Raw genomic sequence first — 13,810 nt, forward strand, 5'->3', positions numbered from 1 at the left:
CACCCACAAGCCCTTTGATATCCAAGAGAAAAGGAAGATTCGTGAAGACTCTCTACACTGCCGAGGCTTTGGCCTCCGGCGAAGGCCGCGACGGCAACGCCCGCACCAACGACGGCAAGCTCGACGTCGCCCTCGCCAGCCCGGTTGAGCTCGGAGGCAACGGCCAGGGCACCAACCCCGAGCAGTTGTTCGCCGCCGGCTACGCGGCATGCTTCCACTCCGCCCTGCGCTTGGTGGGCCGCAAGGAACGCGTTGACCTCAGCGATTCCGCCGTTGCCGCCAAGGTCCACTTCGGTGCACTCACCGACCGCGAGGGTTACGGCTTGGCCGCCGAGCTGGAGATCGCGCTGCCCGCCTTGGATCGCGACACCGCCGAGGAACTGATGGCCAAGGCCCACCAGATCTGCCCGTATTCCAACGCCACCCGCGGCAACATGGCAGTGGACCTCAAGCTCGTGGAGTTTGCAGCATGAGCACTGCAACAACTGTCCTGCCAGTGGAAACCCGGGAAATCCAGCTCACCTCGCGTCCTGTCGGCCGCCCATCGCCGGAGAACTTCCGCCTGGCCGCCTCCGGGCTGCCGGACCTTCAGGACGGGCAGATCCTGGTCCGGAACCAGTTCATGTCCGTGGACCCCTATATGCGCGGGCGGATGAATGACGTCAAGTCCTACTCGGCACCTTTCCGCCTGGATGCAGCGCTCGACGGCGGTGCGGTAGGTGAGGTGATCGCGTCCAGGTCCGACGCGCACAAAGTGGGTGACGTCGTCGTGCATCAGCTGGGGTGGCGTGAGCACGCGGTGGTGCACGCGGCCGCGACAACCACCGTTCCAAGCGGCCTTGCTCCAACATCGGCATTCCTTGGTGCTTTGGGCATGACGGGCCTGACCGCTTATGCGGGCCTGCTCAAAGTTGCCGAGTTCAAAGAAGGCGATGTCGTCTTCGTGTCGGGAGCAGCGGGTGCTGTGGGATCCATGGTGGGCCAGATTGCGAAGGCGTCGGGAGCCGGCAAGGTGATCGGCAGTGCCGGTTCTGCCGGGAAGGTCGCCAGGCTGCTGGAGCTCGGCTTTGATGCCGCCTTCAACTACAACGATGGTCCCGTCCTTGAGCAGTTGCGTGAAGCTGCGGGGGAGCGCGGCATCGATGTGTACTTCGACAATGTTGGTGGCGAACACCTTGAAGCCGCCCTGGCTACGCTCACCGTGGGCGGGCGCGTTGCCATGTGTGGTGCCATTGCCCAATACAACTCCACCGAGCCGCCGGTTGCACCAAGGAACCTGGCCGTGGCGATTGGCAAGCAGCTGACACTGCGTGGATTCCTCGTTGGTGGCCAGCGTCAGCACGCGGCGGAATTCGCGGAGAAGATGGCCGGTTGGCTGGCGGACGGAACGGTTCGCTACGACGAGACGATCGTGGACGGCCTGGAGAACGCACCACAGGCATTCATTGATTTGCTGGACGGCGCAAATACCGGAAAGATGCTCGTCCGGCTGTGATCTGCGGGGTGGGCCGGGTGTGACTTGCACACCCGGCTACTGCTTGGTAACAAAAGGTCAACAATCTGCCCTCGGGGGCCGGATTGTGCTACCTGCGTGTGGTCTGCGCCACTAGTGTTGGGGGTATCAAGGCGCTTCGGCGCAGTGCTGCGAACTTCAGTGAAAACAGAATTTCTGCCTCGGGTATTCGAAACGGACACTCATTGACCATCCGTCGTAGCGCGACTCACTTTCTTCCTGGAGGAAAATTGAAGAACCCACTGCGTTCCACCCTTAAGCGCGGTTCAATGGCCGGAATTGCAACCGCAGGAGCCGCAGCGCTCTTGCTCAGCGGTTGCGGACAAGCTCCCGACGCCGGTTCGGGCGCCGCCACCAAGAGTGACTACATCGGCTGCATTGTGTCCGACTCCGGCGGATTCGATGACCAGTCCTTCAACCAGTCATCGTTCGAAGGCCTGCAGAAGTCCGAAAAGGACCTCGGCATCACCATGAAGTCGGCTGAGTCCAAGGCCAACAGTGATTACGAGACCAACCTGAATGGCATGATCTCCGCAGGCTGCAATATGACCTTCACTGTGGGCTTCCTTCTCGGCGATGCCACCAAGGCTGCCGCGGAGAAGAACCCGGACAAGCACTTCGCAATCATCGACTACTCGTACACGACCCCCGTCGCGAACGTGAAGCCCGTGGTCTACGACACCGCACAGGCCGCATACCTGGCTGGCTACGCAGCTGCCTCAGCAACCAAGACCGGCAAGGTGGGTACCTTCGGCGGCATCAAGCTTCCCACGGTCACCATTTTCATGGACGGCTTCTATGACGGCGTCCAGGCATACAACAAGGCCAAGGGCAAGTCCGTCCAGGTTGTCGGCTGGGACAAGACCAGCCAGGATGGCTCGTTCACGGGCGACTTCGAGAAGCAGGACACCGGCAAGCAGATCACCAAGAACCTCCTGGACCAGGGTGCGGACATCGTCATGCCCGTAGCGGGCCCTGTAGGCAAGGGTGCCGGCGCGGCGCTGAAGGAAGCCAAGGCAGCCGGCAAGGACGTCAAGCTCATCTGGGTTGACTCCGATGGTTACCTCACCGCCCCTGAGTACAAGGACCTCATGCTGACCTCCGTGGTCAAGCAGATGGGTCAAGCCGTGGAAGCCGTGGTGAAGGACGACAAGGAAGGCAAGTTCAGCAACGCAGCCTACGTTGGCACCCTGGCCAATGAGGGCGTCGCCATCGCCCCGTTCCACGACCTCGATTCCGCAGTATCCGCAGACACCAAGTCCGAGCTCGACAAGCTGAAGGCGGACATCGTGTCCGGCAAGCTGGTTGTTGAATCGGCGGCAAGCCCTAAGAAGTAAACAATTCCTGGACGCGCCGCCAGTACCGAGTGCCGGTACTGGCGGCTCGTTTTTTGCCCTGACCAGCGCCTATTTTGGGGACCCCAGCGCCTATCTTGCTGGCCCTCGCAAGAATAGGCTTCTGCTCAAAGCCAATGGCTTTGAGCAGTACGGCCGTCCCTCGGACTCAAAGAACGGTGGGAGTTGTGAAACTCGAATTGAAGGGGATCTCGAAAGCGTTCGGGACCTTCTACGCCAACCAAGACATCGACCTCGTGGTCGAACCCGGCCAGATCCATTGCCTCCTCGGCGAAAATGGCGCCGGAAAATCAACCCTCATGAACGTGCTGTACGGACTCTATGAACCGACGGCCGGACAAATCCTTATTGACGACAAGCCGGTCAACTTCCGGGGCCCAGGCGACGCCATGGCCGCCGGTATTGGCATGGTCCACCAGCACTTCATGCTGGTTCCTGTCTTCACAGTGGCCGAAAATGTGGCACTCGGAGCGGAGCCAACGTCCTTCGGCGGGGTCCTCAGCATTGACGAAACCCGGAAGAAGATCCGGGACATATCGCAGAAGTACGGCTTCCACGTCGATCCCGACGCCCTGGTGGAGGACCTGCCTGTCGGTGTCCAGCAGCGCGTCGAGATCATCAAGGCCCTGGTCCGCGAGGCCAAAGTGCTCATCCTGGATGAACCCACGGCAGTCCTCACGCCCCAGGAAACCGATGAACTCCTGGACATCATGCGCCAACTCAAGGCAGGCGGAACATCCATCGTGTTCATTTCACACAAGCTGCGCGAAGTGAAGGCCGTCGCTGATGTCATCACGGTCATCCGTCGCGGCAAGGTAGTAGGAGATGCCCCACCTACGGCCTCGGCCACGGAACTTGCTTCCATGATGGTGGGCCGCCCGGTCAGCCTGACCTTGGACAAAGCCACGGCCCAGCCCAAGGAAACCACGTTCGTGGTGAAGGACCTGACAGTCCGCGCCCCCAATGGAACCAACGTGGTTGACGGCATCAGCTTCGACATCGCCCAAGGCGAGATCCTCGCCGTCGCGGGTGTCCAGGGCAACGGCCAGACGGAACTTACGGAGGCCATTCTCGGTATCCAGCCGCACGTTACGGGATCCGTGACGCTGGACGGCAAGCAGCTCCTGGGCCTCCCGGTCAAGGACGTGCTGCGCTCCGGCGTCGGGTTCGTCCCGGAAGACCGCACAGTGGACGGCTTGGTGGGTCCCTTCTCTGTTGCCGAGAACCTGGTGCTGGACCTTTACGACCAAGCACCGTTCGCCAGCGGCATCAGCATGAAGCCCTCCAAGGTTGCAGAAAATGCCGAAGCGAAGATCCAGGAGTTCGATATCAGGACGCCTTCGGCGGGAGTAGCGGCCGGAACCTTGTCCGGCGGCAACCAGCAAAAAGTGGTCATGGCTCGTGAGCTCTCTAGGCCCTTGCGGCTGTTCATCGCAAGCCAGCCCACGCGTGGCGTGGATGTTGGCTCCATCGAATTCCTGCACAAACGCATAGTTGCCGAGCGGGACGTCGGAACACCCGTGATGATCATTTCCACGGAACTCGATGAAGTGATCGAACTCGCGGACAGGATCGCTGTCCTTTACAAGGGGAAGCTCGTGGGCATTGTCCCTGCCGGAACTCCCCGCGACACGCTCGGCCTGATGATGGCCGGCGTCGGCCCGGAAGGAGGCTCCCATGACGAGTAACGACCAGACCCCCAGTAAGGACCAAACCCCCGGTAAGGACCAGACTCCCGAGGAATCTGCCTCGGAAGTACGTGCGGCGGATGTCGCACTGGACACCGCTGGCGGCACGCTCGAACCGTCCATCGTTCCAGTGTCCTCGCAGAGCGGGGACACCGGTCACCGGCAAGCCAGCACGATGCGCAGAATCGTCATGGGCAACGGCTTCGTGTCAGTCCTGGCCGTTATCGTGGCGCTGTTCCTGGGCGGATTGCTCATTGCCAGCACGGACAAGAAGGTTTCCGAGAGCGCGGGTTACTTCTTCGCACGGCCCAGTGACTTCCTGCTGGCGCTGTGGAATGCCATGACCAAGAGCTATGTTGCACTGTTCCAGGGCTCGGTCTTCAACCCCCGCCAAGGACTCATGCCGCTGCTTGAAACGATGACGGTGGCCACGCCCCTGATTTGCGCTGGCCTGGGCGTTGCCCTGGCCTTCCGCGCAGGCCTGTTCAACATCGGTGCCCAGGGCCAGATCATCATCAGCGCCACCTTGGCTGCCTATGTCGGCTTCACGTGGCACCTGCCCTTCGGGCTCCACCTGCTGGTGGTTATCATCATGGGCGTCCTCGGAGGCGCTGCATGGGGTGCGATTGTTGGAATCCTCAAAGCCAGGACCGGCGCACACGAGGTCATCGTGACAATCATGCTCAACTACGTCGCGCTGTTCCTTTTGGACTTCCTCCTGAACACGGCGGCCTTCCGGCGCCCGGGGGACAACAGCCCCATTTCACCCCGATTGGATGAGACTGCCACCTACCCCGTGCTCATCCCGGGTTCCCGGCTTCACCTGGGCTTCCTGGTGGCCGTCCTGCTGACATATGGCGTGTGGTGGATGCTGAACCGCTCCACTATTGGCTTTGAGTTCCGCGCTGTTGGTGCCAACCCCGTTGCCGCACGGACGGCCGGCGTCAAGGTACCCCGGGCCACCATCCTGGTGATGGCCTTCGCCGGCGCGCTCGCAGCCTTCGGCGGAGTTGCCCAGGTGGCGGGTACGGAAAAAGTCCTGACCGGTGGCATTGCAGCCCAGATCGGTTTCGATGCCATCACGGTTGCCCTGCTTGGCCGAAGCACTCCGTGGGGCACGTTCTTTGCGGGCCTCCTGTTTGGTGCTTTCCGGGCCGGTGCAGTCCAGATGCAGATCCAAACGGGCACGCCGATCGACATCGTGTTGGTGGTTCAATCGCTGATCGTCCTGTTCATCGCAGCACCGCCATTGATCAGGTCGATCTTCCGGCTTGAGCCCAAGAAGAAGAACAAGACAACGAAGGCGGCTCGGAAAGCTGTCCTTGCCAACGCCGCCGGAGGTGCCAAGTGAGCGCGACATCCACCGCCCCCATGGCGGGAGCAACAGCCTTGCCCGGACTTCGCCCCTCCTTGAAGGTCCCGGTTTCGCTCGGCGTCCTGGCACTCATTGCGCTCGTGTTCTTCGGCCTCATGGGTCCGGACCAGACAGCAGAGATGAAGATCAGCGATCCCGGCGATGCCTTTGTCGTCCCGGCGCTGGCGATTCCAGGCCAGGTAGGTGGCATCGTCCTGGCCATCGTGCTCCTGGCCATGGCCGCTTACTCCATCTTCCTGTGGACGCGGGGAGAGCGATCACCCAAGTGGTTGCCCATCGCGTTTGCGGTGGTCTTCGTCTTCGCCTTGTTGGTATGGATTGTTGCCGGTGCGCGCCAGCCCTCAATCTCACTTGCCGGCCTGGTTGCGGGTTCGGTGACGTTGGCTGTTCCCTTGGTCTTTGGCTCCCTCTCCGGCGTCTTGTGCGAGCGGGTTGGCGTGGTCAACATTGCTATTGAAGGCCAGTTGCTCTTTGGAGCCTTCACCGCCGCCTTGGTGGCAACGGTGACCGGCAGCCCGTACGTCGGCCTGATTGCTGCCGCAGCCGCCGGCGCAATCGTGTCCATGGTCCTCGCCGTCTTCAGCATCAAATACCTCGTCAACCAGATCATTGTGGGCGTTGTCCTGAATGTGCTGGTCTCCGGCCTCACGGGCTTCCTGTTCGGCACCGTCATGGTTCCCAACAAGGAGCAGTTCAACACCCCTGGCCGCCTGGATATCCTGCCGATTCCGTTCCTTTCGGACATTCCCATCATTGGGCCCATCCTGTTCAAGCAGTCCATCGCGGGCTACCTCATGTATGTGGCCGTGGCCGTAGTTTGGTTCGGCCTGTTCAAGACCCGTTGGGGCCTGCGCGTCCGCGCTGTCGGCGAGCACCCGCAGGCTGCGGACACCCTGGGCATCAACGTCAACGCCACCCGTTTCTGGAACGTGACGCTTGGCGGTGCGATCGCCGGCATCGGCGGTGCCGTGTTCACGCTGGTGACCATCGACTCGTTCACCAAGGAAATCTCCGGTGGCCGTGGCTTCATCGCCCTGGCAGCCTTGATCTTCGGACGGTGGAATCCGATCGGAGCCTTCCTCGCCTCCCTGCTGTTCGGTTTTGCGTACAACCTGCAATCGATTCTGGGCATCATTGGTACCCCGGTTCCGAGCCAGTTCATGGCCATGCTGCCGTACCTGGTGACCATTTTCGCCGTCGCCGGTTTGGTGGGTAGGTCGCGGCCACCGGCTGCAAGCGGCATACCGTACGTGAAGGGTTGACGATGCCGACTCTTCATGAGAGGCGCGTCGATTGGCATGCGCTGGAAGAAGCTGCAGTACAGGCCATGGAGCGGGCCTATGCCCCGTATTCCAAGTTCCCGGTGGGGGCTGCGGCCCTCACCGAGGACGGCCGGATTGTCAGCGGCTGCAACGTGGAGAACGCCAGCTATGGACTGACGCTCTGCGCTGAGTGCGCGTTGGTGGGCCAGCTCCACATGACCGGTGGAGGCAGAATAGCGGCTTTCTACTGCGTCGATGGCGAAGGGAACGTCCTCATGCCGTGCGGGCGTTGCCGGCAGTTGCTCTACGAATTCCGGGCGCCCGGCATGCAGCTCATGACGACGCAGGGAATCAAGTCCATGGACCAGGTGCTGCCTGATGCCTTTGGTCCCGAAAACCTGGAGGAAAGCACGTGAGAAGCACCGAGGCCTTCGACGCCGTTCAGATCATTTCCATCAAACGTGACAAAGGCACACTCACACCGGAACAGATTGACTGGACCATCGATGCCTACACGCGCGGCGTGATTGCCGAGGAGCAGATGGCGGCGTTGAACATGGCGATCCTGCTCAACGGCATGAACCGTGAGGAAATCAGCCGCTGGACTTCGGCGATGATCGCCTCGGGGGAGCGGATGGACTTTTCCTCGCTGACAACGCCCGACGGCGGCCGGAAACCTACCAGCGATAAGCACTCCACCGGTGGGGTAGGGGACAAGATCACCCTGCCGCTGGCTCCGCTGGTGGCAGTATTCGGCGTCGCCGTTCCGCAGCTGTCCGGCCGTGGACTCGGCCACACGGGCGGCACCCTGGACAAGCTCGAAGCGATCCCCGGATGGCGCGCGAACTTGAGCAATGAGGAGATCATGGCCCAGCTCCAGGACGTGGGAGCGGTGATTTGTGCTGCCGGATCCGGTCTGGCGCCGGCCGACAAGAAGCTCTACGCCCTGCGCGATGTCACGGGAACCGTCGAGGCAATCCCGCTGATCGCATCTTCGATCATGAGCAAGAAGATCGCGGAAGGCACGGGCTCGCTCGTGCTTGACGTGAAGGTGGGATCCGGTGCGTTCATGAAGGATGAGGCGCGGGCACGTGAGCTGGCGGAGACCATGGTGGCCTTGGGGAAGGACGCGGGTGTTCACACAGTGGCACTGATGACCGATATGTCCACGCCGCTGGGCCTGACAGCAGGCAACGCTATCGAGGTGGAGGAATCCGTGGAGGTGCTTGCGGGTGGCGGTCCGGAAGACGTCGTCGAACTGACTGTCCGCCTGGCCGAGGAGATGCTGGCCGGGGCCGGCATTCACGACGCCGATCCTGCGGCTGCCCTCAAGGATGGGCGCGCCATGGATGTCTGGAACCGGATGATCGAAGCACAGGGTGGCGATCCGCGCGCTGCGTTGCCGGTGGCGAAGGAATCCGAGGTGGTCTACGCCCCGGCTGACGGCGTCCTGGTGGAGCTCGATGCTCTGTCCGTGGGCGTTGCGGCGTGGCGGCTCGGAGCCGGCCGGGCCCGCAAGGAGGACAAAGTCCAGGCCGGAGCCGGGGTACGGCTGCACGCAAAACCGGGCGCGCTGCTCAGGGCCGGCGAACCGTTGATGACCCTGTTGACGGACACTCCTGAAAAGTTTGACAGGGCCAAGGAAGCGCTGCAGGACGCCGTGGTGATTGCGCCTGAGGGCTCGAGACCGGCCCATCAACTGATCATCGACAGGATCGCCTAGGCTTAGATCCTGTGCAGGCCATCAACGATTTCATCCTCGCCGCGGCCGGGCAGCCGTGGGTGTTGTTCCTTGTGTTGGCCTGCTGCCTGATCGACGGTTTCTTCCCACCGATTCCCAGCGAGTCCGTGGTGGTCGGCTTGAGTGCGGTCTCCGGCGGCGGAGGCTCACCCAACGTGTGGCTGCTCGGTGTGGTGGCAGCAATTGGCGCTTTCTCAGGCGACAATATTGCCTACTTGATCGGCCACCGCATCGGGATCCAGCGTTGGCGCTGGATGCGTACCCAGCGCATGCAGGGCGCCTTCCGCTGGGCCGGCAAGGAACTTCGACGGCGGTCGGCCTCACTCATCATGGTGGCGCGCTTCATTCCGATCGGACGGGTGGCGGTCAACCTGACGGCCGGTGCCACGCATTTCAACCACCGCCGCTTTATTGGGCTCACCGCAATGTCGGCCATCCTGTGGGCCAGCTATTCCGTGGTCCTGGGGTACTTCTTCGGGGTCTGGTTCGAGCACAACCATCTATTGGGTGCCGCGATTGCGATTGTGGTGGCGGTGATCCTGGGAATCGTCATCGACCGCATCATCAGCAAGGTCCGGGGATCGGTTCCGCTGGACCGCAAGAACATCGCCGAAGGCACGAATGTCGCTGGGGAAGAAGCGCCGCCTCCACCCACGGTATGACACGGACGACGCCGGAAGATCAGTCCGGCGGCTGAGGCCGGAACGCGGGGTCCACGAGTAGCGTTAAGTCAGTGATCCCGAGGCTGGGGCGTAGCGAACGACGTCCCGGCCATGGGACACTAAGAGCGACTTCCGTCACAGTGTCAAGTCATATTCGCCTAGGAGCTACCGCCGCGTGGAGTTTTTGAACCAAATGCTCGAGCATGCAGCAGGGCAGCCCTGGATTTATCCGGTCCTTCTGGTCTTCTTCTTCATTGACGGATTTGCCACCATCCTTCCCAGCGAAACAGCCATCGTTGGCCTCTCGGCACTGTCCCTCCACAATGGACAGCCCAACCTGTGGATCCTCGGCGGCACCGCATTAGTGGGTGCCATGGCAGGCGACAACATGGCCTACATGCTGGGCCGCAAAATTGGCCTGAACCGTTGGAAGTGGATGCGGCGTCCCAAGGTCCGGAAGATGTTCGCCTGGGCCCAGTATGAGCTCGACAAACGTGGGGCTGTCCTGATCTTCACGGCCCGCTATATTCCCTGGGGACGTGTGGCTGTGAACTACGTTGCCGGACAGACGGGATTCCGTCACAGGACATTCTTCTTCCTGGATGCCTTTGCCTGCGTCACCTGGGTTTGCTACTCCATCGGCATCGGACTCCTCGCAGGGCAATGGGTGCACAACAACCCGCTGCTTGGCGTGGGCATTGCAGTGGCGTTCGCGGTGATCCTGGGCATTGTCGTGGACCACGTCCTTCGCTGGTGGCACAAGTACCTGGAGAAGAAGGACCTGGAAAAGAAGGATCGGGCTGCCGCCGCTGCGGCAACTGCGATGGCGCCCACGACGAACCCGCAGGAGATGACCCCAAAGGCGGCCGCCGGCGTCGACCTCTCCAAGCCTGCTGGCTAAGCACCTGCGGTCCCCCTACAGTTAGTACGTGACTGAGCCCATTGTTGACGCTGCCCCTGCCCTCGACTTCGATTTGAAGAGCCTTCCCAAGGTTTCCCTCCATGACCACTTGGACGGGGGACTGCGGCCTGCAACCATCATTGAACTGGCGCACGCCGTCGGCCACACGCTGCCTTCCACTGATCCTGTTGCCTTGGGCCAATGGTTCCGGGAATCCGCGGACTCCGGTTCGCTGGTGCGGTACCTGGAAACGTTCGACCACACGATTGCCGTGATGCAGACCAAGGAGGGCTTGTTCCGGGTCGCCAAGGAATTCGTGGAAGACCTCGCCGAGGACGGCGTCGTCTACGGTGAAGTGCGGTGGGCCCCCGAACAGCACCTGCAGAAGGGCCTGACCCTGGATGAAGTGGTGGAAGCGGTCCAGGATGGCCTCGAAGCCGGCGTGGATGCGGCTGAAGAACGCGGCCAGCAGATCCAGGTCGGGCAACTCATCACTGCGATGCGCCACGCTGACCGCGGCCAGGAAATCGCGGAGCTGGCTGTTCGACACCGCGCCAACGGCGTTGTCGGTTTCGACATCGCGGGGGCCGAGGACGGCTTCCTGCCCTCACGGTTCAAGGACGCCTTCACCTACCTTGCCGAGAACAACTTCCCGGCCACGGTCCACGCCGGTGAGGCCGCAGGCCTGGACAGCATCCAGTCGGCGCTCGTGGACGGACGGGCTTTGCGGCTTGGGCACGGGGTGCGTATTGCCGAGGACATCGCGGTGGAGTTTGAGGACAACTCCGACGACGACGGCGAGGACACCATCGGCATGGTGACACTCGGCGGCGTGGCCGCCTGGGTGCGCGACCGCGGAATCGCCCTGGAAATCTGCCCGTCATCGAACCTCCAGACCGGTGCTATCTCCAGCTTCGGCGAAGGCATCGAGAGCCACCCGTTGGACATGCTTTTCCAGCTCGGTTTCAACGTCACCATCAACACGGACAACAGGCTCATGAGCGGTGTCACGTTGACGGACGAGTTCGAGCTCCTGGTGGAGACTTTCGACTACGACCTCGATGATTTGCTCGAACTGACGCTCAACGCCGCAGAGGCCGCCTTCCTGCCCTTGGACGAGCGTGAAGCTTTGGTCGAGTACATCAACGATGCCTACGCCAACCTCGGCTAAGGAGTCCGGCAACGGCATTTCGGAGCTGATCCGGACCATAGCCTCATTGCGCGAGCATTGCCCTTGGATGGGTGCGCTGACGCATGAGTCCCTGGTCGAGTACCTGATCGAGGAAGCCTACGAGGTTGTGGACTCGATTGAGGCCGGGGATTCGCCCGCCAGGGACGAGGAGCTTCGCGGCGAGCTGGGCGACGTACTGCTTCAAGTGGTGCTGCATGCCCGGCTTGCCGAGGAGCGCGGCAGCTTCGACTTTGATGCTGTGGCCCGCGGCATCAACGCGAAGATGGTCCGCCGCAATCCACACGTCTTCAAGCCGGACGGTTCGCTGCAGGCCACGTTCCCGGCGACGGTCGAGGAAATCATCCTGAAGTGGGATGCCGTGAAGCGTTCCGAGAAGCCCGGCCGTGCCGATCCGTTCGAGGGAATTCCACCGCACTTGCCTGCCTTGGCAGGGGCGCAAAAATCCCTGGACCGTGCTGCCCGTGCGGGTCTGTCGGTCGACGCCCAAAGCCGGGCAACCGCCGTCGGGCTTCCTGCGGTTCCAGACTCGGAAGAGGCGCTCGGTGAGCTGTTGCTCGCCGTCGTTGCCGGTGCCAGGGAGCAAGGGCTCGACGCCGAGCGTGCCCTCCGCGCAGCAGTTCGATCGTTTCAGAACGGGAAGGCCCGGCCTTCATGACGTGAGGAGTTTGAACCCGTTCCGTAACCTAAGCCACTCTCGACTACGCTAGTAGCGACGAGGACGTTGAGAATTTCCCTCCACATTCCTGTAATTTGCCCATAAGGAGCACATCCATGGCGCTTATCGATGCCATCCACGCCCGCGAAATCCTTGATTCCCGCGGAAACCCGACCGTAGAAGTTGAGGTCCTGCTTTCCGACGGCCAGATCGGCCGCGCAGCAGTTCCCTCCGGCGCCTCCACCGGCGAGCACGAAGCTGTTGAACTCCGTGACGGCGACAAGGGCCGTTACCTCGGCAAGGGTGTCCAGAAGGCCGTTGACGCGGTCATCGACGAGATCTCGCCGGCACTCATTGGTTTCGACGCAACGGACCAGCGCAGCATCGACCAGGCCATGATCGACCTCGACGGCACCCCGAACAAGAGCAAGCTCGGCGCCAACGCCATCCTGGGTGTATCCCTGGCCGTTGCCAACGCCGCCGCTGCTTCCTCGGACCTGCCGCTGTACAAGTACCTCGGTGGCCCGAACGCACACGTCCTGCCGGTTCCGCTGATGAACATCCTCAACGGTGGCTCGCACGCCGACTCCGATGTTGACATCCAGGAATTCATGATCGCCCCGATCGGTGCCGAGACCTTCTCCGAAGGCCTGCGCTGGGGCGTTGAGGTGTATCACAACCTCAAGGCTGTCCTCCAGGAAAAGGGCCTCTCCACGGGCCTCGGCGACGAAGGTGGCTTTGCCCCCAACCTGCCGTCCAACCGCGCTGCACTGGACCTGATCCAGGAAGCCATCAAGAACGCCGGCTACACCCCGGGCACGGACATCGCCCTTGCCCTGGACGTTGCATCCTCCGAGTTCTACAAGGACGGTGCATACCAGTTCGAAGGCAAGGCACTGACCGCCTCGGAAATGAGCGCCTACTACGCCGAGCTCGTTGCCGACTACCCGCTGGTCTCCATTGAAGACCCGCTGGACGAGAACGACTGGGAAGGCTGGAAGACCCTCACCGACACCATCGGTGACAAGGTCCAGCTGGTTGGCGATGACCTCTTCGTCACCAACCCGGTCCGCCTGCAGCAGGGAATCAGTGCCGCCACGGCCAACTCCCTGCTGGTCAAGGTCAACCAGATCGGTTCCCTGACCGAGACCCTGGACGCCGTTTCCCTGGCCCAGCGTTCCGGTTACACCACCATCACCTCGCACCGCTCCGGCGAAACCGAGGACACCACCATTGCTGACATCGCCGTTGCCACCAACGCGGGCCAGATCAAGACCGGTGCCCCGGCCCGCTCCGAGCGCGTCGCAAAGTACAACCAGCTCCTGCGCATCGAAGAAGAACTCGACGACGCCGCACGCTACGCCGGCCGCAGCGCATTCCCGCGTTTCAAGGGCTAGCATTCCGCGAAAACAGCTGACCGGTGGCTATGGTGGAAAGACCATAGCCACCGGTTCTGTTTTAACGCT

The 13,810-nt window shown here is 62.2% G+C and carries 13 protein-coding genes; all 13 read left to right on the top strand.

What is annotated here, in order from left to right:
- The first annotated feature begins 41 nt into the window (after positions 1 to 41).
- The 13 genes from LDN82_RS06455 (at position 42) to eno (ending at position 13,741) form a co-directional block, all read left to right on the top strand.
- Complete coding sequence (locus LDN82_RS06455) at positions 42 to 473, top strand: organic hydroperoxide resistance protein (RefSeq protein WP_216924886.1); 432 nt, start codon at positions 42 to 44, stop codon at positions 471 to 473.
- Positions 470 to 1,495 (top strand): NADP-dependent oxidoreductase, encoded by a 1,026-nt coding sequence (locus LDN82_RS06460; RefSeq protein ID WP_224166797.1) that lies wholly within the window; start codon positions 470 to 472, stop codon positions 1,493 to 1,495. Before LDN82_RS06455 ends, LDN82_RS06460 begins: the two co-directional genes overlap by 4 nt.
- 287 nt (positions 1,496 to 1,782) lie before the next feature.
- The gene (locus tag LDN82_RS06465) at positions 1,783 to 2,850 is read left to right on the top strand and encodes a BMP family ABC transporter substrate-binding protein (protein ID WP_224093895.1); all 1,068 of its coding nucleotides are present in this window, start codon (positions 1,783 to 1,785) and stop codon (positions 2,848 to 2,850) included.
- 185 nt (positions 2,851 to 3,035) lie between these two features.
- Positions 3,036 to 4,556: an ABC transporter ATP-binding protein gene (locus LDN82_RS06470; protein ID WP_224166798.1), complete on the top strand. Its 1,521-nt coding sequence runs from the start codon at positions 3,036 to 3,038 to the stop codon at positions 4,554 to 4,556.
- Positions 4,546 to 5,907: an ABC transporter permease gene (locus tag LDN82_RS06475; RefSeq protein WP_224166799.1), complete on the top strand. Its 1,362-nt coding sequence runs from the start codon at positions 4,546 to 4,548 to the stop codon at positions 5,905 to 5,907. The genes LDN82_RS06470 and LDN82_RS06475 overlap by 11 nt, the downstream gene beginning before the upstream one ends.
- A 20-nt stretch (positions 5,908 to 5,927) precedes the next feature.
- Positions 5,928 to 7,193 (top strand): ABC transporter permease, encoded by a 1,266-nt coding sequence (locus LDN82_RS06480; RefSeq protein ID WP_224167480.1) that lies wholly within the window; start codon positions 5,928 to 5,930, stop codon positions 7,191 to 7,193.
- A gap of 2 nt (positions 7,194 to 7,195) precedes the next feature.
- Positions 7,196 to 7,609 carry a cytidine deaminase gene (locus tag LDN82_RS06485; protein WP_224091549.1) on the top strand — a complete coding sequence of 138 codons (414 nt, stop codon included), beginning with the start codon at positions 7,196 to 7,198 and terminating at the stop codon, positions 7,607 to 7,609.
- On the top strand, positions 7,606 to 8,916 hold the full coding sequence (locus tag LDN82_RS06490) for a thymidine phosphorylase (RefSeq protein WP_224166800.1): 1,311 nt from the start codon (positions 7,606 to 7,608) through the stop codon (positions 8,914 to 8,916). Before LDN82_RS06485 ends, LDN82_RS06490 begins: the two co-directional genes overlap by 4 nt.
- An 11-nt stretch (positions 8,917 to 8,927) precedes the next feature.
- Positions 8,928 to 9,596 (top strand): DedA family protein, encoded by a 669-nt coding sequence (locus LDN82_RS06495; protein WP_224166801.1) that lies wholly within the window; start codon positions 8,928 to 8,930, stop codon positions 9,594 to 9,596.
- A gap of 193 nt (positions 9,597 to 9,789) precedes the next feature.
- A complete protein-coding gene (locus LDN82_RS06500) occupies positions 9,790 to 10,497 on the top strand; it encodes a DedA family protein (RefSeq protein ID WP_224167481.1) in 708 nt (235 codons plus the stop codon).
- A gap of 28 nt (positions 10,498 to 10,525) precedes the next feature.
- Positions 10,526 to 11,668: an adenosine deaminase gene (locus tag LDN82_RS06505; protein ID WP_224166802.1), complete on the top strand. Its 1,143-nt coding sequence runs from the start codon at positions 10,526 to 10,528 to the stop codon at positions 11,666 to 11,668.
- Complete coding sequence (locus LDN82_RS06510; RefSeq protein WP_224166803.1) at positions 11,646 to 12,344, top strand: MazG nucleotide pyrophosphohydrolase domain-containing protein; 699 nt, start codon at positions 11,646 to 11,648, stop codon at positions 12,342 to 12,344. Before LDN82_RS06505 ends, LDN82_RS06510 begins: the two co-directional genes overlap by 23 nt.
- Before the next feature lie 116 nt (positions 12,345 to 12,460).
- A complete protein-coding gene (gene eno / locus LDN82_RS06515) occupies positions 12,461 to 13,741 on the top strand; it encodes a phosphopyruvate hydratase (protein WP_216924896.1) in 1,281 nt (426 codons plus the stop codon).
- The last annotated feature ends 69 nt before the right edge of the window (positions 13,742 to 13,810 follow it).

The sequence above is a fragment of the Arthrobacter sp. StoSoilA2 genome, from assembly GCF_019977195.1.
Classification (GTDB): domain Bacteria; phylum Actinomycetota; class Actinomycetes; order Actinomycetales; family Micrococcaceae; genus Arthrobacter.

Coding starts and splice junctions, on each gene's coding strand:
- LDN82_RS06460 (WP_224166797.1), top strand. CDS start 470: ATGAGCACTGCAACAACTGTCCTGCCAGTGGAAACCCGGGAAATCCAG.
- LDN82_RS06465 (WP_224093895.1), top strand. CDS start 1,783: ATGGCCGGAATTGCAACCGCAGGAGCCGCAGCGCTCTTGCTCAGCGGT.
- LDN82_RS06475 (WP_224166799.1), top strand. CDS start 4,546: ATGACGAGTAACGACCAGACCCCCAGTAAGGACCAAACCCCCGGTAAG.
- LDN82_RS06480 (WP_224167480.1), top strand. CDS start 5,928: ATGGCGGGAGCAACAGCCTTGCCCGGACTTCGCCCCTCCTTGAAGGTC.
- LDN82_RS06485 (WP_224091549.1), top strand. CDS start 7,196: ATGCCGACTCTTCATGAGAGGCGCGTCGATTGGCATGCGCTGGAAGAA.
- LDN82_RS06500 (WP_224167481.1), top strand. CDS start 9,790: ATGCTCGAGCATGCAGCAGGGCAGCCCTGGATTTATCCGGTCCTTCTG.
- LDN82_RS06510 (WP_224166803.1), top strand. CDS start 11,646: ATGCCTACGCCAACCTCGGCTAAGGAGTCCGGCAACGGCATTTCGGAG.
- eno (WP_216924896.1), top strand. CDS start 12,461: ATGGCGCTTATCGATGCCATCCACGCCCGCGAAATCCTTGATTCCCGC.